Below are 24,463 nucleotides of genomic sequence, written 5' to 3'. Positions count from 1 at the left end.
AAACCTTTATTGTAATTAAATTAGAGAGAAAGTTTTTTGAAAATGGATTCCGGAATTGACGTAATAATCTGCATAATATATCGCCAAAAAAATGGGGCGAATACTGTGTTCTTTTTCTTATCAATTGCGCTTATGATGATTGTGCCAACTTGTTCACTTGAGGCCCATAATGCGCCTTTTTTAGTAATATGAGCTGTCATTGGGGTATCTACAAACCCTGGTTTAATATCCACAATATGAACATGACTTTTACATAAACGATTACGCAAACCTTGTACAAACGTGCTAACCATCGATTTTGCGCTGCCATAAACATAATTGGACTGTCTTCCACGCATGCCTGCTACAGATGAAATAACAGCAATTGTTCCTCTTTTTTGTGATTCAAATATATTAGCTGCAATGGTCAAAATATTAATTGCACTTAGACCATTTTCAGCAATCGCTCTTAATGCCTTATCAACATTTTGTTCGCACTGTTTTTGATCTGGTAATGTGCCGTGGGCAACTAACATGACATCAATATGTGGAAGCTTTGTTTGAATGTCTTCAAACATTTTATTAATTTGGGTACGGTCGGTTAAATCTGCAATAAACTCATCAACCATTTGGCCACTTCTGACACGACAATCTTGGGCGATGACTTTTAATTTTTCTTCGTTTCTAGCCACTAAATATAAACGGTTGCTTTGATCGGCATATTGTTTTGCGACTTCTTGGGCCATTGCTGATGTTGCACCGATAATGACGATATTTTTCATGGGTGTAATCCTAGTCTATTCGATTGTGTTGAATTAAATTTATGCAAACTGCCATACTCTTTACGTACGTTTTGCAATTGTGTCCACTGAGGGTAGCTTTGTTTAAAGGTTTGTTCACTCATACGTGCGTCTTTGCATAAATACAAACGTCCGCCGTATTTTAAAACCAATTCATCAAGTTCATCCAATAACGCCCAAATTTTGGGAGTCACTTTAAAATCCAAGGCTAACGTGTAGCCTTTCATGGGAAACGATAAATAGTTTTCATTCGCTTCACCTAATTCTTTTAATACCGTTAAACACGAGCCTTGTTTGGAGGCGGCGATTTTTTCTAGTATTAAGGTTAATGCTTCTAAGCCATTTTGTTTTGGCACTACAAATTGATACTGCACAAAGCCGTTTTTACCGTATAAACGATTCCAATTTAATATGCCATCTAACGGGTAATAAAAACTATCGTAATGCACTAATTCGTTTTGTGTGTTTGAGGCTTTGTTGAAATACAATTTATTAAATGCACCAATTGATAACGAATTCATGGTGATATTTGGCATAAAAAATGGGACATTCAATTTAGCTGGTTTATGTATTTTAAGTTCTTGTCGGTTTGCATCTGTTGCCGTCATTACTACAGATCGACCTAATTGATCACCGGTTGCCAAACAATCTATCCACGCAACGTGATAATCACAATGTTGATTTTGCTCAAACAATTCTAAAGCGTGTTTGATGTTATTGGCTTTATAGGTGTCTTGTAAAAAATAACTGGTTTGAGTCGCTTTTAATTGCAGGGTAACTTTAACAATAACACCTGTTAATCCCATACCCGCGCAGGTTGCTTTAAATAGATCGGCATTTAATGTACTTGAGCAATCAATTAACTCACCACTTGCCAACATTAATGTAATGGATTTTACGCACTGGCTAAAACAGCCTTTAAAATGATGGTTTTTTCCATGCACGTCACTTGCGATTGCACCAGCAACTGTTATGTATTTAGTGCCAGGGGTCACTAATAACGTCCAGCCTTTTGGGGTGAAGCTAGTTAATATTTGTTCAAGGGTAGTGCCAGCAAAACAAGTTAACTCACCCGCTTGGGAATCAAAATCAATAAATTGATTCATTAACGTTGTGTTTAATGTATCCGGGGCAAGCGCGCTATCGCCATAACTTCGGCCTTGACCTCTAGCAATTAACGATTCAGGTTTAAGTAATTGTGCTCTTACATCTTCAATATAACGAGAAAAAGATTGCTTAGACTGCACCTGGGGAAAATTTCCCCAGCTTTGGATTTTGCTTATTTGAGTGTCATTGTTCATTTTTTTGCTCTACAAATACAAATTTTCCATCAAGAATATATTTGATGTAATACCCTAAAGTTAACCCTAAAACTGCGCCTATATATCGCATGGTTTTATCTTGAAAGATCCATTCAAAACTCAATTCGGTTAACCAAAAAATACACGTTGTGACGATTCCCATTAATGTGTACAAGAAAAACGTTTTACCTTCGTGCTTTACGCTTGTGGTTTGATAGGAAAATAGAAATGTTTTATCAAGCCAGTATTTTACTATTAAGCCCGTTCCAGTGCCGATAAAAATCGACAACATTATCGAATATTGCTGTGAATAAAAAGTTAAACTTAGCTCTTGACCAAGTAGATTGCTGATTATCGCGATGATGGCAAACAACACTAATTTAGTGTATTTTACTGAACTTTTCATAGAACTACGGCTAAAAAAACATGCACTTTACCACTGATACCCCTAGCAAGAAAACCGTTGTACTGGGTTTATTACGATTAATGCGACCTAAACAATGGATTAAAAATACATTTGTTTTAGCTCCGCTGATGTTTACTGGATTATTTCTAGATTTTCATAGTGTGACGCAGTCCTTAATTGTGATGATTTTATTTTGCTGTGCCTCATCAGCCACATACATATTAAATGATTTACACGATATTGAAGCGGATCGAAAACATCCCAAAAAATCCAAAACACGCCCTTTGGCTCAAGGCATAGTCAAACCTGCCCAAGGCATTATGTTATTAGTGGTTTTATATGCATGTTTAGGGCTAGGGTTTGTATTTCACCCTCAAAGTATTCTAGTGATTGCTGGATATTTAGTTCTCAATTTAGCTTACTCTTTTGTGCTCAAACATCAGCCTGTTGTGGATATTTTTATTATTGCCATTGGGTTTGTTTTACGAACATGGGCAGGCGCTGAGGCATTAGATGTAGATTTATCTTCTTGGATGTTTGTGACTACCCTGTCTCTGGCGTTATTTTTAGCTGCCGTTAAACGCCGCCAAGAATTACAATTATCAGGAGACCAAGGTCGTAAAGTTTTAGAGCATTACACAGTCAGTTTAGTAGAGCGCTATGCTGAAATGGCCGCCACTGCAGCACTTTTATTTTATAGTTTATTCGTTATGGATAAACATGAAGACATGGTATTGACGATTCCGTTTGTATTATTTGGTTTATTTAGATACTGGTTTATTGTGGAGGCCAACGAAGAAGGTGAATCACCAACGGATGCGCTTTACTCAGATTGGCAATTAATAGTATGTATTTTATGCTGGATCGGTGTCAGCATGTGGGCACTATGGCCATCAGCTATATCAGTGGCAGTTTAAATGATGGATTATTCTTATTTACTCGTTCCATTCGTTGCTTGGTTTGTTACTGGTGTCAGTAAATTTTTAATTAACTGTATTCGAGCAAAACGTTTTGCTTTTGATTTAATTGGTTATGGTGGCATGCCCAGTAACCACAGTGCGATTGTCAGTTCTACAACTTGCTTAATTGGACTAAAAGAAGGCATAGAACACCCTGCCTTTGCCGTCGCTATTACATTGAGTTTTATTGTGTTATTAGATGCGTCCAGTTTACGCATGAAAATTGCACAGCAATCGGTGTTATTAAATCAATTGGTTAAGCACACAGATTTTGAGCAAATCAAACCATTACGGGAGCGCATAGGTCATACTAAATTTGAAATCTTAATGGGTGTGGTATTTGGCTGTTTAGTGGCAACTGCTATTTTTTATTACTATTTTTGATAGCTATTTTTGATAGCTTTTAATCACATCATCTATAATATTTTGCATTTCACCACTTGCTTGCATGCTCAATAATTCAGACTCAATCAATGGGGCTAAATGGGCGTGTTTTTTATGGATTATATGGTATAGATCGATCGATAATATTGGGTCAGTTAAATGGATATCTGGTGCTATATCCTTAGGAATTCGCCTTAAAATTGAATCAAATTCATATTGTGAATGTAAAAAGTAATCCACCCGACCATAGATCATCATATCGATGGTACTTTGAATATTTGTAACCGTTTGAAAATCAGCTCCGACTGACTCTAATATTTTTTCAAACGATTTAGTGCCTTGTAAAATTGCCGTACTGTAATTTTTAAGATCATCAATTGATGAAATATTCACAGAGTCATCCAAATATGCCGCAATAATATTTAAACTGAACAGAGGTACATTAATCAATTCTAACGACTCACTGTACTCTTGAGCCGTGGTAAAATTTGAAAATAAAGCGGCATCGGCTTTATCATCTAACACAGTTTTAAGCATTCTATCCATGGGAACATCCACTATTTCAATATTGATGCCGATTCGATTATAACAGCGAACTAAAATAGCACGCCCAACATTGGCGTAAATGTGGTTATCTCCCATTCCATTGGTTATATATAACTTACTTGCTTCTGTGGATTGTTCACTAAAAGCATTAAGTGAAACGATCAGCATCAACACTAAAAATGATTTAATATAACACGTCATAGGATACTCAAAAGTTAAGTTATCAATAAACTGCTGTGCTGTATAACCATCACTGAAAACCAGGATAATTTATGGTTTTCAGTGTATTCAAAGTAAACCTAACCTTCAAAAAACAATATTGAGCGTTCGATAATAGAACAGGGTTAACAATTACCTAACAGTTAAAGGGATGCGTCAAACAAGTATAGTCGTAAATTCCACTTTCAATAATATGTATTACAGTTTCATCAAATGTTCACGATACACTTTTAACTCATCGATCGAATCTAACGTATCATCTAAGGCCAAGTGCGATCCTTTTTTAACCACCAATTCTAATACTTCAGGCTTCCATCTACGCGCCAACTCCTTTAATGTTGACACATCTAAATTACGATAATGAAAATACGCTTCAAAGGTCGGCATATACTTGACTAAAAATCGTCGATCTTGACCGATTGAGTTACCACACATAGGCGAAGCGCCTGCCTCGACGTATTTCGCAATAAAATCCAACGATAACTGTTCAGCTTGTACAGTGGTGATATCACTATCTAATACTTTTTGCGTTAAACCAGACCCACCATGCTGGTTGGTACACCAGTCATCCATGGCATCCATTAGCGCTTTGGGCTGATTGATGACAATATTAGGCCCATGAGCCAAAACATTTAAATCTTTATCCGTCACAACCGTTGCTATTTCAATGATGCGTTGGGACTCTGGGTCTAATCCGGTCATTTCTAAATCTAACCAAATTAAATTCGATTTCTTATCCATTTGTGCCACTCTTTGATTGTTTTAGGTATGATAGCTGGTTCTTAATACAAATGACAAAACCAATGGCAAAAAGAAGGCTAACCGGCCAGCAGCAAAAACGTATTGATTCGATTATGGCGCTCAAACAAAAGCGCGAAACTAAACGAAACATTAAAGCAGATGAAAAGCTAGAAGGCGAAGCAGGCCCTGCATACACGGGTTTAATTATCACTCACTTTGGCGTCACATTAGATGTTGAAGCCACCGATGGCCCCTACAAAGGCCAAGTCTACCGCTGCTATAAACGCGCCAATGTGCCAGCTTTGATTACCGGCGATGAAGTGATTTGGCATATGTGCGCCGATGAAGAAGGTGTGATTGTGGCAGTTTGCGATCGACGCTCGCTATTATCTCGTCCAGATGTTCGCGGGCAAATGAAACCCGTTGCTTCCAATATTGACCAAATTTTCATTATTGCTGCCCCTAGTCCTAATACTCCCCTGAATCTGATTGATCGTTATTTGGTTGCCGCTTACGCCTGTAACATTAAACCGATCATTGTATTAAACAAACAAGATCTACTCACACCTGATCATCCTTTAATTGACGGATTGAAAGAATACGAAAAACTAGGGTTTCAATGTTTAACCCTTTCAAGTCACGATGAAAAGTCTATTGAACAAATAACTGAACTGGCTCAAAACAAAATCAGTATATTTGTAGGGCAGTCTGCGGTAGGTAAGTCCTCACTTATTAACGCATTATTTGAAGATGTAAACGCCAAAACCAATGAAGTGAGCCTAGCAACTGGCAAAGGAAAACACACCACCACCACTGCACGTTTATATCATGGCGAAAATGGTTGTGACTTGATAGACAGCCCAGGTGTGCGTGAATTTGGTTTATGGCATGTAGATGAAGACACTTTAATTGAGGCATTTTCGGAGTTGAGTCATGCTGGATTTTCTTGTAAATTCAGAGACTGTAAACATAAAACTGAACCCGGATGCGCGGTAACCAAAGCATTAGAAAACGGACATATATCCCAACGACGCTTTGATTCATTTACTACTATCCGCAACTCCTTAAATGAAGTGGAAATGAGATGACAAAATTTGAAAACCCAAAAGAAATGATCGACGCTCTTGAACAGGTTTTTTTAAATGCACGAAGAAATGTCCATGTTTACGTCAGAAGAATTGACAACAGCATTTGGTCTGATGACAAAGTCATCAGCGCCATTAAAACCTTTATTAGAAGTTATAAACACGCCCAGTTAGAAGTGATTCAATTTGACAGTCAATTTTCAAAATCATCTGAATTTTTCAAACTTGCAAAACGATTGTCACAAATACAAATTCTACAAGTTAGCGATGAGATACTACGAATCGAACCTGAGCGTAATTACCTTTATGCAGACACACAAATTGTATTGATCCAACATAATAAAGATCATGCAACTGGTTTTTATAGCAATGATGACAGAGCTCAAAATCAAACCATCCAAGACAGCTACAAACACTTAAGGGTTATGGCAAAACCGTCTATAGAATTTAAAACTTTGATGGTTTAATGCCTGATTCAGAAAAAAGTTTTTCTCAAACAATTACTTAACTTCGTAATAATGCATCCTTTGAAAACATGGAATTCACTTAATAGTTACATAGTTGCGCATTAAATAACCAGCATCATCACATCACATCACATCACATTGTTGAACGAAGCCGCTGCGCGGCAGATTTACAAATATCGCTCATACTTCCAACACCAATTCTGGTTTAATTTGGGAGTCAATGCGATGAATATTCAAGATTCTACCCGTTTTCAACACCTTTACCAACAACATATTGAAACACTCACTCTTCAAGGCAAATCCCCTCGCACCATTGATATGTACTCGCGTTCCTTGCGACAACTTGCTGATTTTTTTGATTGTTGCCCTGACAATCTTTCTCAAGAACAATTAAAATCCTTTTTTCTATACGTGGTCGAAAATCTTTCTTGGAGCCACGTTAAAATAGATCGAAATGCCATTCAATCATTTTATAAACACGTATTACACAAACAATGGCAGTGGGTCGACATTATTAAACCACCCAAAATCCAACCACTTCAAGACGTGCTCACTGCCAACGAAGTCAATGACATCATCAACCATACTCGAAAATTATCTTACCAAACCTACTATCTCACCACATACAGTTTAGGATTACGTTTAAGCGAGACACTTAATTTAACGACTGCAGATATCGATCAAAATTTAATGCGTGTCCATATTCGAGCCGCAAAAGGCAATAAAGATCGTTTTGTTTCTTTGCCTAATTTTACGTTATTAGCTTTGCGCCAATTTTTGCAAACCCATCGACACCCAACACTACTTTTTCCAGGTGGCACCGCCCCAACCAATCACACCAGTTACAAAAAAATCGATAAAGGAGGGTTACAAAAAACCATAAAAATTGTCGCTAAAGAATGTCATATTTCAAAAAATGTTCACATCCACACATTGCGCCACAGCTATGCCACCCACTTACTAGAATCAGGATTAAACCTCCACTCAATTCAAATATTATTAGGACACGCAAGTCCGATCACTACCGCACGCTACCTTCATTTGACCGATGAAATCTCCCAAAACAGTACTCTAGTTTTAAATGAAATGATCGAACGACTTGAAATACACTGGCAAACCGACAAAAAAGACAACATCAACATCAACACCAACACCAACAAAAAGGAAAATGCATCATGAAACTCGTCGAATTATTTGAAAAATATCAAACTGATATTTACAAACAACCTATCAATCAAGAACAAAAGTGGGCAGTCCATCAAATGTTACAATGCAAAACTCAACGAGCGGGACAGCTAGACTATGAATGTAACCAGTGCCATCAACACAGTTATATCGACCATAGTTGCGGTCACCGATTTTGCCCACAATGTGGATTTCAAGCCAACCAAAAATGGTTAACTCGCCAACAACAAAAGCTACTTCCCGTTGATTATTTTATGGTGACATTCACCTTGCCATTTGAATTGCGAATGCTTGCCAAACAAAAAAGCAAAGAAATTTACACCATTTTAATGCGACAAGCGGTTGCCACGGTTCAAACTTTTGCAAAAAACGATCAACACTTATCGGGTCAACTCGGTGTAACAGCCGTATTGCACACACATTCAAGAAACTTAAATTATCACCCGCATGTACATTTAATGATTCCTGCAGGTTCACTATCAAAACCAAAAAACTGGCAAGCTAAACGAAAAAAATACTTGTTTAACACCAAAAATTTAAGCAGTGTGTTTAGAGCTAAATTTATAGAATCCTTAAAAACTCAAGACATCCATTGCCCAACCACCTATCCAAAAAACTGGATCGCGCATTGCAAAAAAATAGGCAATGGTTCACCTGCATTAAAATACCTGTCTCAATATTTATATCGAGGTGTATCCAGTGAAAAAAACCTACTGTCATTAAAACAAGACCAACTGACATGGCGATATAAAGACAGTAAAAGTAAGCAATATGTCGTAAAAACAGAACCTATCATGAATTTTTTATTAAGATTATTGCAACATGTATTACCAAAAGGATTTCAGCGAGTTAGAAATTATGGATTATTGCATGGCTCAAATCGAACATTATTAATGAAAATCCAACTCATGCTAAGAGTAACCTTGCCTGAACTTTGTGAATCGTTTCATTACGAAGTCATCTGTCCTTGCTGTAAAAAAGTAATGACATTTTGTGGATTTATAAAATCAAAAATGAAGATAGAAAAAATGCGAACGATCGGGGCGTAAAAAAGGATAGGTATACGGGATAGGTTTAAATCAGAAAACTAATGGGGTAAAAATATTATATGACACTGAATTAATTAAGAATTACCCAAAAAAAGGAAACAGTAGAATGAGAGTAAGGATGCCTCTCAAATTTTAAACATGAAAAAGTTGAAGGAAGCCAAAACCCAGAAAAAGTCACAGAAAAGAAATACACTATAAATGAAGACCGGTCTTGTACAACAATAGAATTAAGTTGCGGCTACGCGCAACCTATTCTTATTTATTAAATACCATACCTAGAATAACCTTTTAAAAACTGAGAAAACTTGTCATTATATTAATGCGCCTCATCCCAATTATCACCAACACCGACATCCACAATCAATGGCACGGACAAACTTGCCGCGCTTTGCATTCTGATTTTAACACCAGATATCAATCGATCTAATTCTTCTTCTTTTACTTCAAACACTAATTCATCGTGCACTTGCATAATTAAGTTTGCTTGAATGTCTTCTTTTTTAAGCCAGTATTGCACATCATTCATTGCAAGTTTGATGATGTCTGCGGCACTGCCTTGCATGGGCGCATTAATCGCGGTGCGCTCTGCTGCGGCTTTTAACATGCCTTTATTTGAGTTAATGTCAGGTAGATACAATCTACGTCCCATAATAGTTTCAACAAACCCATCTTCATTGGCCTGCATTTTAGTTTGATCCATATAGCGTTTTACTTCTGGGTATTTTTCAAAATAACTTTCTACATAAACCTTTGCATCACTTCTTGAAATATCCAATTGGGCCGCTAAACCAAATGCGCTCATACCATAAATCAAACCAAAGTTAATGGCCTTTGCACTTCGACGCTGGTCATTGGTTACTTCATCTAAGGGCACACCAAATACTTCTGCTGCGGTTGATTTATGAACATCTAACCCATTATTAAATGCATATAATAAATTCGTATCCGCACATAAATGCGTCATGATGCGTAATTCAATTTGCGAGTAATCCGCCGCTACTATTTTATATCCAGGACGCGCACAAAATGCTTTACGAATCGCACGCCCTTCTTCGGAGCGAATAGGAATATTTTGTAAGTTAGGTTCAGTAGAAGACAATCGACCGGTTTGCGCACCATTTTGATGGTACGAGGTATGAATCATTTGAGTTTTGGTATCGACCATTAATGGTAAAGATTGAGTATAAGTGGACACTAATTTTTTAAGATGACGATACTTTAAAATTAAATCAGGTAACTCATATTCTTTTGATAATTCAACTAATACTTCTTCTGCTGTTGATGGCTGTCCCGTTGGCGTTTTTTTAATAACGGGTATTTCTAATTTTTCAAATAACACCTCACCAATTTGTTTAGGTGAGTCAATGTTAAATTCACTGCCTGCTAATTCAAAAGCGCGTAATTCGTATTCTTTCATGCGAGTTGTAAAATCATGGGTCAATTGATTTACAAGATTGACATCTAAATACGCACCATTTTGTTCTATTTGCGCCAATGCAGGCACAAGAGGTAATTCAATGGATTGGTAAACATTAAATAACTCGCCAGTTTGTTTTAATTGTGTTTCGAAAAACTCACCTAACCGCAAAATATAATCTGCACGAGCACTTAAATAATCGACCATCACATCAAACTCAAGCTGACTCCAAGTTAATTGTTTTTTACCAAATTTCCCTGCTATTTCTGCATAGGTTTTTGGGAAGTATGATTCCTCAATATTTGAACCATATACTCTTATTAAATTATCGACACTTAATACTGAAAAATGTTTATCTAAGGATTTATCTCGCTTAATGGTTGAATTAAAAACAAAAGACTGAATAGAAATATCATTTGCAATATTACTTGGTTTAATGTTTTGACGAGACAAGTAATGTAACGTTTGTTTTAAATCTGCGACGGTTTTTTTAATGTCATATCGTTCAAACAATGGTTTTAATTGTTCAATAACCTCTTGCTCAATTAATAATTCATCTTTATATAATTCATGATCAAAACAAATCGTAAATGCAGTGCCTGCTTCAGAACTTAAACTGATTGCCAACAGGTGATTATTTAAATAATGTGCTTTAGAGAACACAAAATCCACGGCCATTTTTTTATGTTGTTTGATGTTATACAACACATCTGCAAGTTTTTGCATGTCTTTAATTTGTTCATAGTGAACAGTTTCACAATGCTCTAATAATACTTCAACCATCTCACTGTCATGGATTTGTCCGCGCGTAATCGCTATATCTTCACTAGCAATTTCAACCGTTTGTCCATTTGCTTGCATCTGTTCGCTTAGAGATTTGATCCAACCTTTAAATTCCATTTGTTGAAACAACGCGAGTAATGCTGCATCATCTTGAGGCTGATGCGTAAATTCTAAAACGTTTTTTTCAAGCTTCACATCGCATTTAATTGTGGCTAACACATAAGATAATTCAGCAAGTTCTTGGTTGGCTTCCAATTTTTTAGCCATGGTTTTTGCACCACGAAATGCTAGATCTTTCACTTTATCTAAATTTTCATATATATTTTTTATGCTGCCCAGCCCTTGTATTAAACCGGTCGCGGTTTTATCTCCCACTCCTGGCACACCTGGAATATTATCGACCTTATCGCCCATTAGGCCTAAATAATCGATCATGTACTCTGGGCCAAATCCGTATTTTTCTTTTACACCATCAACATCTAGTAGCTCATTTTTCATGGTATTTAATAATGTGACATGCTCAGTTACAAGTTGAGCCATATCTTTATCGCCCGTTGAAATAACACAATCTCGACCAAGATTGGTACACTCTAATGCTAATGTGCCGATCACATCGTCCGCCTCCACTCCCGATTCCATAATTAAAGGTAACCCCATCGCTTTAATCATTTGGTGAATGGGTTCAATTTGTTCTCTTAAATCATCTGGCATCGGCGGGCGGTTTGCTTTGTATTGGTCATAAATTTCATTACGAAATGTATCCCCTTTTGCATCAAACACTACAATTACGGGGGATTGAGGGTAATTTAACAACAAAGAACGCATCATATTGATGACCCCTTTGGCAGCCCCAGTCGCCATACCTTGTTTGTTCATTAATGGAGGTAATGCATGATAGGCACGAAATAAGTACGATGATCCATCAACAAGTACAATTGGTGCTAACGATTGGTCTGAAGCTTGGGACATAACAATTCTCAAATGCAAAAATGACGCTCATGATACTGTTTAAAGCTGGATTATCAAGGGGTTTACATAATTGAAAATAATTGAATAAAAGTTACTTAAGTTTACTTGTAATTGAGTTTAATAAGCCGATAATTAGCAATAGACCTTTATAAATACTAACTTGCGGAATTCTGTCACATTTTGAAATTTAATCAGCTTAGTCAATTACTATGTTTGCTCTTAGCGCTGGCTTTTGCCAGTCATGCATCCTTGTATGTAACATCTGAAGCTCAGGTCGTTTCAATTATTGGAATCAGCAATGATATAGATAACGAACCCTCCACTGATTTAATTCCACAAAATTTATGGATAACTTTAGTTAGCTGGGTAGTATTTCTATTTATTAGCGCAAACTACCTTTATCGATTTAATTTCACTACAGCCTTTCAATCTGGCGTCTCTATTCGCTCCCCGCCTAAAAACACTCAAACTTTTTAAAATCTAATTTAAACAATTTAATTTAATACTTTTTTTAATTTATTTGAGTAAAACTTATGAATACTACTGCATATGTAGATACCACAGGTATCGAACGAATTCATCACAACTATACTTACACAAGCACATCACTTGATTCTAATAGCCAAACCATTTTAACTGATTTTCATTTCATTAAACCGCTTGTTATTACAAGTGACTTACTGGCTATTGAAGCTGAAAAATTAATGCGCCAATCTCATGTGCGCTTTAAATTAGTCACCAATGCAAGCAATCAATGGGTAGGCACAATTTCCCTAAAAGAACTAAATAATGAAGCCATCATTAAAAAAGTAAGTGAAGGTGAATCAAGAAACGATATTTTAGTCAGTGATTTAATGACACATAAAACTCAAACTCTTTGTTTAGAGTTTGATCAATTTAAATTCATGACCATACGCAAATTATTAAGCCACTTAAAAGATTCAAATTTAACGCATTGCCTGATTGCAGACAGCCCAAATGGCGAAATTCGAGGGCTTATTTCTGCCAGCCACATAGCAAAATCCTTGCATATTGACACTCTAGATTACCCACATATTGATTTTCATAATTTATTTGTGCGTACTACAAAGCCTACTTTAAACGCTTAATTATTAATCTAAATGGAAACAACATGTTTTTAAAATCACTAATTGGTGCTGCATTATGGTTATGCAGCACCTATATTTTTGCACAATCGAACGAAACAACCTCAATTGATTTAACTCAAAGTTGGGTCGGCTGGGTATCATTAAGTGTATTTGCACTTGCTTATGTCTTTGTGATTCTTGAAGAAAAAATTCACCTACGTAAATCTAAACCGGTATTGGTTGCTGCCAGTATTATTTGGGTGTGTATTGCCATTGCTTATAATCAACACAATCAAACTGAAGTCATGCAACACGCCATTCGGGAAGCATTTTTAGAATATGCTGAATTATTTTTCTTTTTATTAGTTGCCATGACTTATATTAATGCCATGTTAGAGCGCGGTGTGTTTGAAGCGTTACGTAACTGGCTGATTGCTAAAGGGTTAGGTTATCGCTCTTTGTTTTGGATGACAGGTATACTTGCGTTTTTTATCTCATCTGTGGCAAATAATTTAACCACTGCCATGATCATGTGTGCCGTTGTATTAGCAGTGGGTAAAGACAATAAAAAATTCATTTCCATTGCCTGTGTCAACATTGTAGTTGCGGCCAATGCAGGCGGTATATTTACACCTTTTGGTGATATCACTACATTAATGGTTTGGCAAAAGAACATTCTGCAATTTGAAGACTTTTTAATTTTGTTTGTACCTGCCGTTGTGAATTTTGCGGTGCCTGCCATTATTATGCATTTTTTTATTCCTACCGAATCCAATAAATCTACAATTCAATTAGATAAAACAATAAAAAAAGGAGCAAAAACAATTGTCGGATTATTTTTAGCAACCATTATCACATCAATTGCTTTATATAATTGGTTGCAGATCCCACCAGTTTTTGGCATGTTAGCAGGCTTAGCTTATTTAAAATTATTTGGGTTTTATTTACGTAAAAAAGCACTTCTTGTTGGATATGCAACAGACAACCCTCCAGGGGCGAGAGAACATGGTGAATATTTTGATGTATTCAGCAAAATTGCCATGGCTGAATGGGATACATTATTTTTCTTTTATGGTGTCATTATGGCCGTCGGCGGATTAGGCTTAATTGGTTACCTTGGCGTGACATCAGAATTTATTTATTTAGAATTAGGACCGACTAAAGCCAATATTTTAGTGGGTATATTATCTGCAATTGTAGATAACATTCCCGTAATGTACGCTGTATTAACCATGAATCCTCAAATGCCAGAAATACAATGGTTATTGGTAACACTAACAGCTGGTGTTGGAGGTAGTTTGCTTTCCATAGGTTCTGCAGCGGGTGTTGCTCTTATGGGACATGCAAAAGGTCAATACACTTTTTTTAGTCATTTAAAATGGCTACCTGCCATAGTTATGGGGTATTTTTTAAGCATACTAACGTTATTTTTATTATATTAATTATTTGCTCGAATAAGGAATATTTTTATTATTCCTTATTCACTTCATAATTTGATTTATGTTTATATTTTTTATTCACTTTTTCATACTTATATATTGTAAGATGTGTAATTGGCACTTAGAATCGCCATATAGAATCAAAACATATTCAACTAGGAAGAACCGAAATGAACGACATTACAAGCTATAAATCCAAGCATAATGAAAATATTAGGCATACCCAACCTATTAATAGCGATAATGTTATATTTGATACTGTAGAATTTTTAAAAAAAAGCAAAAGAAATGACGCGCCTCTACAACCATCAACTCTTGCCAATGAATTTAAATACAGCTTTGTGCATTCAATCTTTATTGCATTTAGTCTCAGTATTGTTATATTTTCGATTTCAACATTTATTTCGATCCCTTATTTTATAAATTTAAAGCAATCATTAAATATTCAACCTTGGCTGTCTTTTTCGTTGGTTTTTTTCCAATGTTTTACTCCAATTTTTATTTACTTAATATTTAAAAATATTATCAAACCCTCCCAATTAATTTCCAAACTTTCTCAAGTAGGGTTACAGTTTAATTCCGACCAATTTAATTGTAATGGCATCATTTCACATAAAACCATTGCAAAGTTTTCTTTTAATTATAACGAAATAAGAAGTGTCCAATTAAATAACCAAATTAAAACAAAAAGACAATTCATACGCCGTGAAAAAATACTAAAAAAAGCAAAATACGCAAACATATTAGATTCCGGGATTTTAAGTATTCATTTAAAAAATGGCGATACAAAAAAACTATTATTATTAGATAGCATTTACAACCAACAAGAATTAGATGACATCATTATTGAATTTAAAGCCCGAGGAGTAAAAATAGTGGGGTTTGATTTTCAATTTGACGAAACATTCACTGTCACCGAGAAATCCAAAAAGAAAGAAAATCCAATTCAAAACACAGAAACCATTTATTACAGTGCATCAAAAGAAGAATTAAGTTTAACCTTATCTAGATTTCACAATATTACTACGGTAAAGGTTAAATCGATTACATTTTCATTATTACTTGCAGTAGGCTGTACATTTGCCACTGCCGAATTTTCCCAAATTGAATCGTTGGTATTAGATGGATTAAAAAATTACAACCCTTTTGATCGTTACACCTCTGATGTCACTTTTATATTTTCGTTATCATTAATAACAATGTTGATCATTTTTAATATTATCTTTTTTCTAGTAAGAAACGTTAGTCGTGGGAAATTTGCATCTCGTTATATCACATTTTATAAAGATCAATTGTCTTATTATTTAATAAGTCAGCATTCACATGAACAATTTGGTTATTTACACTTGTCTCAAGTTCAGTCAGTGTATTTTTTAGCACCTATCGAATCTTCAAAAAATTACAAACCTTTGGGCCAATCACAAATTAGTAAGCTAGGTAAAACCGTTTATGAAGGTGCTCCAGGTGTGCTAAGTATTAAATTAAAAAGCGGAGAAATTAAACACTTTACTCATATGACATTACTTTATAATAAAGTCAAAATGACACATATCCTCAATGAATTTAAAATTCGAGGCATTGATGTATATGACTTGCCGATTCACTTCTCAAAGTCAAAGAAAGGAACCTATCAACCCATTAATCGCTCCCATCACTATTTAAATTGGTAAATTAAGTATTTGCCAAAATAGCACGGCAATCCACAAGCCGATCAACAAATTGGTCGGCTTCATCTGGATGATGACTGACTAAAATCACTGTCCATTTCTTTTCCTTTTGTAACTGTCTTAATAACCCCAAACATTCCAAGCGTTTTTGTTCATCTAATGCGCTAAATGGCTCGTCCAACAATAATATTGGATTATTCCTAAGCAGACACCTTGCAAGCGCCACTCGCTGTACTTGTCCGCCACTCATTTGATCTGGGGTTTTATCAAGCTGTTGATCAATGGATAAAAACTTAGCAATATTATGAATATCTTGAATTTGTTGATCGGACACTTTTAAATTTTGTTTAATTCCAATGGCTATATTATTAAATGCGCTAAAGTGAGGAAATAAATTATCTTCTTGAAACAACATGGAAATAGGACGTTTGTTTACTGGAAGTGTATTCAATGTCAGTCCATTAAACTCAATCAAACCTGAATCAATGGACTCAAATCCTGCTACTAATGAAAGCAATGTGCTTTTACCAATACCCGAATCACCAAACAAACACACCATTTCACCTTGCTTCACATCCAAATTAAAACAATAGGTTTGTTCACGCTTAAAGGTTACGTTGCTAACTTTTAGCATATTTATATCTCTCTTGAATCAAATACACCAAAATGGTGACACTTAATAATACTAAGGCAGTGACTGACGCTTCTTGTAATTGGTGAGTACCTAATCGGTCGTAGACTAATAAAGGCAATGTTTTAAAATCATCGGTGATCATCAAAGCTATCATTGAAAAATCACCAAAAGCTATCACCCAAGAAAAACTCAGCGCCATCATTAGTGGGCGTATATTTAAAGGCAACAACACTAATTTTATTTGCGACCAAACTGATAAATCCAAAGATAACATCAAAGGTTTAAATCGATCGTAATTTTGTTTAACAGGCTGCCTAATAACATTATAAGAATACGGAAGCGCAATTAACGCATTCATAAATATAACCAACATCAACATTAATGGCTGATTAAACCAATAGTCCTTTAAGCCAATATATAAACCACTTGCCACCACTATCGCAGGAAAGAAAAACAAACTCATGGCAATCATGTCGCTGCCTTTTTTGTTTTGTAAGGGTCTTAATACCAAACCTAAACACAATATTAAAACCAACAAAGTACTTAACGTTGCCATGACAATTGAATTAAATAACGAAGTGTAAAAAGTAGAATGATTAAAGACAGTAATTAAAGACGCTAATGTGATTTTTTTGAATACCCAAATTAAAGGTAATCCCCAAAAGCTGATTAATAAAACAACCACTAAGCTGTCTATTAATTTGGCAGACTTGAAAGATTTGTCTGCTCGATACACATTAGATGAGACTTGAGAATACAGTTTGATGGAGTTGTAACGCAACAACGAAATAGCCACTGAAAAACCAATAACAAATTGAAACCCGGCATAAATGGTGGCTTGATGAATATCAAACTGATGTTTAATGGCATGATAAATCGCCACTTCTAATGTGGTAATACCGTTTGAGCCAAATATTTTAACAATGGCAAAACTGTTAAAGCATATTAAAAATATAAAGCCAAACACAGGTAATATGATGGGTTTTAAAAGTGGCCAGTCGCAATATTTAAAACAATACCAATCATTGAACTGCAACAGTGCAGCCTGTTGCATTAAAGATGTTTTTTGACTCGACAGTCCATTTAAAAATAATCGCGCACAATAAGGTGCGTTTAAAAAAACGTGAGCGATTAATATTCCACCCAAGCTATACACATTAAAATCATAAACCGATTGAATAAAACCAGAGCGCCCATAAAATAAAACCACCATTATGATCACAACCATAACGGGCATAGTAAAGCTGGCATTCAGACAGGCAATGATAAAAGACTTACCAAAAAAAACACGACGTACTAATAATCGTGCGATAAAAAACCCTACTACTATAGATAGCAGTGAAGACAATCCGGCTTGAATAATAGAATATTTAATGATTTTATAAAGATAGGTGCCACTTACAGACTCAGAATCTTGGGACCAATATAATAACAACACCCATATTGATGTGATGATTAAACCCACAATCAATACAGGTGCTAATAAAGAAATACTATAGAATAAATATTTCTTTATGGTTTCCATTTTTATTTTGCAGTCGCTTCTAACCAGTTATTGATCCAAGCTTGACGATTTGCTTTCACTGTTTTTGGTTCTAACAAAATTGGCGACACTTCAATCACTTCGTCAAAAATGGCAGGCAAGGTTACATCAGAACGAACAGGCATCATCCAGTTGGTTACTGGAATGATTTCTTGAGCAGGTTTGCTGATCAAAAATTCTAAAAACGCTTGAGCTAACTCAGGCTGTTCAGTGTTTTTAGTCATGGCCGCTACTTCAACTTGTTGGTAATGGCCTTCTTTAAATGCTGCTGCTTTATACTTTGTTACGCCTTCTGCAACTACATGGTAAGCAGGTGAAGTGCTGTAGCTTAATACAACATCAGCTTCGCCAGATGTGAACATTTCATAAGCGCCCCACCAATCTGGTGTAACCGTAACTGTATGCGATGATAGTTTTTTATATTTTGCAGAAGCCTGCTCGCCATAAATAGACTGCATCCAAAGCATTAAACCTAAACCTGGTGTGGATGTACGAGGGTCTTGATATAACACTGATAAATCAGATTCAATTAATTCATCTAATGATGCAGGTGGGGTTTCTAGTTTTTCGCTGTCATAAATAAATGCGAAGTAGCCCCAATCAAATGGAACAAACGTTGAATCTGTCCATCCACCTGGTACGCTTAACATATCAGTGTCTACATTGTGTGCAGCCAAAACGTTTAAATCAGCCGCTTCTAACATTAGGTTATTGTCTAAACCTAATACCACATCTGCGCGTGAATTTTTACCTTCGATTTTTAAACGCGTTAAAATACTTACACCGTCAGCCAAACCAACAAACTCAACTTTACATTCGCAAGTTGACTCAAACAGTGCTTTTAGTTGAGGACCCGGTCCCCACTCAGAAACAAATGAATCGTAGGTATAAACTTTTAAAGTCGGCATTTGTGCCATTGCGTTATTGATAACAGCAACGCAAAGTAAAGCGGTCGTGAATACTAGTTTTTTCATGGGGGTCTCATAATAAATTTTGGCGCCATTTTAAACAGTCGCGCCGCACTACTCAAGGTCTTTAATGACTTGAGCTTGAGCTAACATGTAAGATTCATCCCACCAGCCTGTTAAAAAATGATGATATACATGATTTGTGAACGCCATATACGCCAAACGTAATGGCCAATTGCCTTTTAATTGACCGAATTGATCCATATAAGATTGTAAAACCTGTTTGTCATATTGAAATGGATAAATTAAATCTAACTCAGCATGATAAAAACCCGATTCAAACGGATCGATTAATCCAACAAAATGATCTGCTTCAACAATGGTGTTATCCGCAGATGGGTCACCATGAATTAAAGACGGCAAATCATGTTTTAATTCTGCAAATAAAGAAGGTTGTTGTGTGATAAATGCCTCTAAAATATCAAACACCCAATTTGGTGTATTTAATTCACCAACATTGGTCATGGTGCTGACATCCACATTTTTTAATTTTTGATTAAACAGGGTTAACCAATTTAAATAATGTTCTGGCCAGTTATCTGCCATAAGGTGACTGTCATCGTTTATTAAAAACCAAGGATCAAATTTTGCTTGCTGACATTGATGCAGTTGACCAAGTTTATTGGCAATATCAAATTTTAGAGTGTCGCTATTTTTGTCTTTAGGTTGGTAGCTGTGACCGGTTTGAAAACGTAACACTAATACATGGTCATTTAATTCTAATGGTGCATGCATAAAATCTACGTATTCACTTAATAAAGTTAAATGTCTGGCCTCTAATTTGGCCATATTTTCCCATTTGTGTTCTTTAACTATGCCCTGCTCGGTTAAAAATACTTTTCCGTAAAATCCTTCACCTAGTAATTTTTTCATTTGAGCCCCTATTTATGATTTGATTTTTTTGGGTTAACCGCTTTGATGTCGGTTATTTGAATATCACCAACAATAGTCGAGATACAAGGCAATATCCAGCCTTGTTCGATGTCTTCATCAGATAATGCTAACGGGATTTTGTTTTGGTAATCGATGACGCCTTGAGTCAGTCGACAACGACAAATTCTGCAATTTCCATTTCGACAGGCGCTTTTTGAAAGAAGGGAGTGTTTATTAAGAGAAGATAAAAGATTGTCGCCAAACTGAGTTTGAATTTCAGTTTGATCAACAATCGTAATGACGCAGTTTGACACTTATTTTTCTATGTTGGCTTTTGCTTTTTTGTCGTCTAAAAACATAAACAAAATCAATAACATCACACCAAACATAACGAACATGTCAGCAACGTTAAATATGCCTGTTCGAATAAAAGTCCCTAAACCCACATTTAAAAAATCAATCACATGCGCATCATTATATAAACGATCTAACACGTTTGAAAAACCACCTGCTAATACTGAGCTGATGATAATCAAGTTACGTCCTACAAATTCATTTGAGCGTAATACGTAAATGCTAAAACAAAAAATCGCGATAGGAATTAACCAAAAGAAAATTAAAACACTGACAAAAGGCGGTAACGAGTCACCCATGCCTAAAAAAGCACCTGGATTTTCTGCGTAAACTAAACGAAAGAAATCCCATACATAAGTACTGCCTGCACGAACGGAACCTTCTGCGCCATTTGGGTGAAAGTAAGTCCACGCCCACCATTTGGTTAATTGATCAATGACAATCACAATTAAAAATGTGGGTATAAATAATTTTAATTTAGCTAACATCGGTTATCCCTTATTCTGGTTTAATGCGTTTCTTTTTAACAGGCGTGAATCCGCCTTCTCTTGCTTCGGCTTTTTCAACAGGTCTTGATGGACGTTTACCGCCGCCTGTTTTCTTATGAGACTTCACTTTCTCGCCTGCTTTTTTGGCCAATTTCTTTTTATGAGGGGCTTTTTTACCTACGGCTTTGCCATTGGTTTTAATCTTTTTAGGCCCTTTGTATTTACCTTCAATGCCAGGTAATACAATTTGCTCTACTTTAATACGGCAATATCGTTCGATGCTAGCCATCAAGTTCCACTCATGAGCGGTCACAAAGCTGATCGCATCACCGGTTGCACCGGCACGAGCCGTACGACCAATACGATGAACATATTCATCGCCTTTACGAGCAAGATCATAGTTAATGACAAGACCAATGCCTTCAATATCTAAACCACGAGCCGCCACATCCGTTGCCACTAAAATTCGAACCGTGTCATGGCGAAATTGTTGAGTCACATGGTTACGCTCGTCTTGCGTCATATCGCCTTGTAACACACCCACTCGCTCAACTTCACGTAATTTGATTGATAAACGGTGCGCCATTACCTTGGTATTGGTAAAAATCACAATTTTGCTTTCTGGATAATCGCTAAATAAACGATGCAATAAACGCAATTTGTGATCGTCGTCATCGGCCAAAATCATTTTTTGCTCAATGCCGTCATGTTGATCACGCGCGCCGGCTAAATCGATACTGACTGGCTCATGTAATAAATCTTTTCCAAGATTGGTTACACCCACGTGACCTAATGTTGCTGAAAATAACCATGTCGCTTTCATGGCGTCAGTGTCACTAGCAATGGTCATCATGTCATCGTTAAAACCCATATCTAACATACGGTCGGCTTCATCTAATACAAAGACTTCTAAGTCTTCTAACGATGTACTGCCACGCTTAAGGTGATCTACTAATCGACCAGGAGTTGCAATGATCACTTCTGGATTTTTACGTAAAACGGATGCTTGGAATTTAAAGTCTTCACCGCCGGTTAACATCGCTGCAGTAATAGGAGTAAATTCACTTAACAGCGTAAATTGTTTGTATATTTGACGAACCAACTCACGTGTTGGCGCCAAAATCAGTGCTTTTGCGCCTGAGTTCTTTTTGCCTTTTAACATCAAATGTAAAATAGGCAATAAAAAAGCAGCGGTTTTACCACTGCCGGTTTGGGCACTGACTAATAAATCTTTCTTTGCAAGGGCGTCAAGCATACAGGCTTGCTGTACGTCAGTTGGCGCTTTATAGCCTTGTTTGTCGATGGCTTTGATCAAAGATGGGTGGAAATGAAAATCTGAAAACACAGAGTATACCTAATTGAAAACAGTGCGCATTTTACCTGTGCTGGCAGCGGCTGTCGAACTTAGAATGTCATTTTGAACAGACTTTACATAAAACAACATAATTACGAATTTGACCTATACTGAAAATACTTATCACTACACATTTAATTGATTATGTTAAAAACCAATATACGTACCCGTTTATCCCTTAGTTTTGCTCTATTACTTTTATTATTAATCAGTATTTCAGTTTTAAATTACTTCCAATTGACCAATCAAACTGATCATTCTGAAACATTGGTTAATCAAGGTACAAAACAGCTGTTATTAGCTAATCAAATCAATATTAAAGCTCATGCGACTGCTTTAACATTATTACAAATTCTTCCTCAAAGTGACCGAGATGAGCGTATAAAATTATATAAACAAATGGATCAACAAAATTTGCAATTAGACGAACTTATCAAGCAAATTTCGCAAATAAATGCAGATATTGATTCAGAGCAAATTAATCAGTTAATCCAAACTCGAAACAAATATAAAACTTCATTTACAAGCACAGTTGAATTGGTTGAGTTTGATCAAGAATCAGCTCTTGAAACGTTTAACGAACAAACTGCTGTAGATTTAACTGCATTATTAAAACAAGTTGATCAATTACTGATGAGTTTTCAAAATCAAATGAATAATAAATTAGAATTGAACAGCCAACAAAGTCAACAAGCTATTTTAGTTGTAATTTTTATATCCGCATTTGCTTTAATAATTGGAATATTACTTTCATACATTACAAGTAAAAGCATTGTTACACCACTTAAAACCAGCGTTCTTATTGCAGAACAACTTGCGCAAGGCAAACTTAAAAAACGAAAGATCGCCCCTTTTCATGATGAATTAGGTGAAATGAGTAATGCAATTAAAACAACAGGTAATAGCTTACATGATTTAATTTTTAAAATTCAAACATCATTTAATAATGTCAATGATTACGCTGAAAAATTACGTAATCCTGTTGCTCAAGTAGATAAAGATTCGCGTAAACAAAGCCAATCACTAAAGCAAATAAACCAAACTTTGGATGAGTTTTTACTAGATATTGAACATCTTTCTAACTCGAGTAATCATGCAACTGAGCAAGCGCAAATTGCCCGTGATTTAGCCCAAACGGGATTAGAAAACATACAAGTTGCCTCAAATGAGTTTAAAATTATTTCATCAAGTATTGATCAATCAACTCAATTAGTGAAAGCATTAAGAGAACGGGCATTAGTGATCCGTGAAATGGTTGAAAACATAAGAGATATTGCAGATCAAACAAATTTACTTGCATTAAATGCGGCAATTGAAGCTGCCAGAGCAGGTGAATCTGGACGAGGATTTTCGGTGGTTGCCGATGAGGTTAGAGCTTTAGCAAATCGCACCTCTCAAGCAACATTAGACATCAATGAACAAATGGATGGAATAGATTTAGACACAGAACAAAGTGTGAACCAAATATCAAAAGGTAACGAACAACTAGGTGATGGCGTTCAATTAATACAAAATATGGTTGAACCACTAAATGACTTAAATACTGGCGCTAGCTCCTCATTAGAACAATTACAGTTATTGAAAAAAATTGTATTAAAACAGCAACAAGCAAGTCAGGTTATTGCTGATAATGTTGCAACAACTGATCAATTAGCAACAGATAACACCACTTCGGTTAAATCCGTTTTAAGGTATTCAGATAAATTGCGTGATATCAGTGTAGATCTTGAAAAACAATTAAATCAATTCAAACTTGAAGGTTAAT

At 35.9% G+C, this 24,463-nt stretch carries 23 protein-coding genes; 10 read left to right on the top strand and 13 right to left on the bottom strand.

The features are described from left to right. Nucleotides 1-20 precede the first annotated feature (20 nt). The 3 genes from TYM08_RS04940 to TYM08_RS04930 are packed head-to-tail and all read right to left on the bottom strand — an operon-like array spanning nt 21 to nt 2,486. Entirely contained in the window at nt 21-761 is a 741-nt protein-coding gene (locus TYM08_RS04940; protein ID WP_422381861.1) for an SDR family oxidoreductase, read from the bottom strand. Further along, on the bottom strand, nt 758-2,080 hold the full coding sequence (locus TYM08_RS04935) for an FAD-binding oxidoreductase (RefSeq protein ID WP_422381860.1): 1,323 nt from the start codon (nt 2,078-2,080) through the stop codon (nt 758-760). The genes TYM08_RS04940 and TYM08_RS04935 overlap by 4 nt, the downstream gene beginning before the upstream one ends. Continuing rightward, nucleotides 2,070-2,486, bottom strand: a complete 417-nt coding sequence (locus TYM08_RS04930) for a GtrA family protein (protein WP_422381859.1) — start codon at nt 2,484-2,486, stop codon at nt 2,070-2,072. Before TYM08_RS04930 ends, TYM08_RS04935 begins: the two co-directional genes overlap by 11 nt. A 20-nt stretch (nt 2,487-2,506) precedes the next feature. On the opposite strand from TYM08_RS04930, the gene TYM08_RS04925 reads away from it, so the two are divergent. Next, nucleotides 2,507-3,403, top strand: coding sequence for a decaprenyl-phosphate phosphoribosyltransferase (locus tag TYM08_RS04925; RefSeq protein WP_422381858.1), 897 nt, complete (start codon nt 2,507-2,509; stop codon nt 3,401-3,403). Then, nucleotides 3,404-3,829, top strand: coding sequence for a divergent PAP2 family protein (locus TYM08_RS04920; protein WP_422381857.1), 426 nt, complete (start codon nt 3,404-3,406; stop codon nt 3,827-3,829). 3 nt (nt 3,830-3,832) lie between these two features. On the opposite strand, the gene TYM08_RS04915 is transcribed toward TYM08_RS04920, so the two are convergent. Both TYM08_RS04915 and orn read right to left on the bottom strand, forming a co-directional pair. Continuing rightward, nucleotides 3,833-4,576 (bottom strand): substrate-binding periplasmic protein, encoded by a 744-nt coding sequence (locus TYM08_RS04915; protein ID WP_422381856.1) that lies wholly within the window; start codon nt 4,574-4,576, stop codon nt 3,833-3,835. A gap of 216 nt (nt 4,577-4,792) precedes the next feature. Beyond that, nucleotides 4,793-5,335 carry an oligoribonuclease gene (gene orn, locus TYM08_RS04910; RefSeq protein WP_422381855.1) on the bottom strand — a complete coding sequence of 181 codons (543 nt, stop codon included), beginning with the start codon at nt 5,333-5,335 and terminating at the stop codon, nt 4,793-4,795. A gap of 50 nt (nt 5,336-5,385) precedes the next feature. Here orn and rsgA point away from each other — a divergent pair, with 50 nt between their 5' ends. From rsgA to TYM08_RS04890, 4 genes are all read left to right on the top strand, one after another. Next, nucleotides 5,386-6,423 (top strand): small ribosomal subunit biogenesis GTPase RsgA, encoded by a 1,038-nt coding sequence (gene rsgA / locus TYM08_RS04905; protein ID WP_422381854.1) that lies wholly within the window; start codon nt 5,386-5,388, stop codon nt 6,421-6,423. Beyond that, nucleotides 6,420-6,887 carry a hypothetical protein gene (locus TYM08_RS04900; RefSeq protein WP_422381853.1) on the top strand — a complete coding sequence of 156 codons (468 nt, stop codon included), beginning with the start codon at nt 6,420-6,422 and terminating at the stop codon, nt 6,885-6,887. The genes rsgA and TYM08_RS04900 overlap by 4 nt, the downstream gene beginning before the upstream one ends. 225 nt (nt 6,888-7,112) lie before the next feature. Beyond that, nucleotides 7,113-8,066 carry a tyrosine-type recombinase/integrase gene (locus TYM08_RS04895; protein ID WP_422381852.1) on the top strand — a complete coding sequence of 318 codons (954 nt, stop codon included), beginning with the start codon at nt 7,113-7,115 and terminating at the stop codon, nt 8,064-8,066. After that, nucleotides 8,063-9,121, top strand: coding sequence for an IS91 family transposase (locus TYM08_RS04890; RefSeq protein ID WP_422381851.1), 1,059 nt, complete (start codon nt 8,063-8,065; stop codon nt 9,119-9,121). Before TYM08_RS04895 ends, TYM08_RS04890 begins: the two co-directional genes overlap by 4 nt. A 316-nt stretch (nt 9,122-9,437) precedes the next feature. Here TYM08_RS04890 and polA read toward each other — a convergent pair whose 3' ends face one another. Next, nucleotides 9,438-12,290 (bottom strand): DNA polymerase I, encoded by a 2,853-nt coding sequence (gene polA, locus TYM08_RS04885; protein ID WP_422381850.1) that lies wholly within the window; start codon nt 12,288-12,290, stop codon nt 9,438-9,440. A 533-nt stretch (nt 12,291-12,823) separates the two neighbouring features. On the opposite strand from polA, the gene TYM08_RS04880 reads away from it, so the two are divergent. From TYM08_RS04880 to TYM08_RS04870, 3 genes are all read left to right on the top strand, one after another. Next, nucleotides 12,824-13,399: a hypothetical protein gene (locus tag TYM08_RS04880; RefSeq protein ID WP_422381849.1), complete on the top strand. Its 576-nt coding sequence runs from the start codon at nt 12,824-12,826 to the stop codon at nt 13,397-13,399. Nucleotides 13,400-13,422: 23 nt separating this feature from the next. After that, nucleotides 13,423-14,820 (top strand): sodium:proton antiporter NhaD, encoded by a 1,398-nt coding sequence (gene nhaD, locus TYM08_RS04875; RefSeq protein WP_422381848.1) that lies wholly within the window; start codon nt 13,423-13,425, stop codon nt 14,818-14,820. A 167-nt stretch (nt 14,821-14,987) separates the two neighbouring features. Then, the gene (locus TYM08_RS04870; protein WP_422381847.1) at nt 14,988-16,487 is read left to right on the top strand and encodes a hypothetical protein; all 1,500 of its coding nucleotides are present in this window, start codon (nt 14,988-14,990) and stop codon (nt 16,485-16,487) included. A gap of 1 nt (nt 16,488) precedes the next feature. On the opposite strand, the gene TYM08_RS04865 is transcribed toward TYM08_RS04870, so the two are convergent. The 7 genes from TYM08_RS04865 to TYM08_RS04835 are packed head-to-tail and all read right to left on the bottom strand — an operon-like array spanning nt 16,489 to nt 22,689. Then, nucleotides 16,489-17,118 (bottom strand): ATP-binding cassette domain-containing protein, encoded by a 630-nt coding sequence (locus TYM08_RS04865; RefSeq protein ID WP_422381846.1) that lies wholly within the window; start codon nt 17,116-17,118, stop codon nt 16,489-16,491. Beyond that, complete coding sequence (locus TYM08_RS04860) at nt 17,105-18,643, bottom strand: ABC transporter permease subunit (RefSeq protein WP_422381845.1); 1,539 nt, start codon at nt 18,641-18,643, stop codon at nt 17,105-17,107. Before TYM08_RS04860 ends, TYM08_RS04865 begins: the two co-directional genes overlap by 14 nt. A gap of 2 nt (nt 18,644-18,645) precedes the next feature. Further along, nucleotides 18,646-19,635, bottom strand: coding sequence for a thiamine ABC transporter substrate binding subunit (gene thiB / locus TYM08_RS04855; protein WP_422381844.1), 990 nt, complete (start codon nt 19,633-19,635; stop codon nt 18,646-18,648). A gap of 48 nt (nt 19,636-19,683) precedes the next feature. After that, a complete protein-coding gene (locus TYM08_RS04850; protein WP_422381843.1) occupies nt 19,684-20,502 on the bottom strand; it encodes a phosphotransferase in 819 nt (272 codons plus the stop codon). An 8-nt stretch (nt 20,503-20,510) separates the two neighbouring features. Further along, entirely contained in the window at nt 20,511-20,816 is a 306-nt protein-coding gene (locus tag TYM08_RS04845; RefSeq protein WP_422381842.1) for a 2Fe-2S iron-sulfur cluster-binding protein, read from the bottom strand. Continuing rightward, the gene (lspA, locus tag TYM08_RS04840) at nt 20,817-21,344 is read right to left on the bottom strand and encodes a signal peptidase II (protein WP_422381841.1); all 528 of its coding nucleotides are present in this window, start codon (nt 21,342-21,344) and stop codon (nt 20,817-20,819) included. A 10-nt stretch (nt 21,345-21,354) separates the two neighbouring features. Continuing rightward, the gene (locus TYM08_RS04835; protein ID WP_422381840.1) at nt 21,355-22,689 is read right to left on the bottom strand and encodes a DEAD/DEAH box helicase; all 1,335 of its coding nucleotides are present in this window, start codon (nt 22,687-22,689) and stop codon (nt 21,355-21,357) included. A 153-nt stretch (nt 22,690-22,842) separates the two neighbouring features. On the opposite strand from TYM08_RS04835, the gene TYM08_RS04830 reads away from it, so the two are divergent. After that, nucleotides 22,843-24,462 (top strand): methyl-accepting chemotaxis protein, encoded by a 1,620-nt coding sequence (locus TYM08_RS04830; protein ID WP_422381839.1) that lies wholly within the window; start codon nt 22,843-22,845, stop codon nt 24,460-24,462. Nucleotide 24,463: the final 1 nt, after the last annotated feature.

The sequence above is a fragment of the Marinicellulosiphila megalodicopiae genome (assembly GCF_045862395.1).
GTDB lineage: Bacteria > Pseudomonadota > Gammaproteobacteria > Pseudomonadales > Natronospirillaceae > Marinicellulosiphila > Marinicellulosiphila megalodicopiae.
This window is presented reverse-complemented; position numbering and strand designations above follow the sequence as displayed.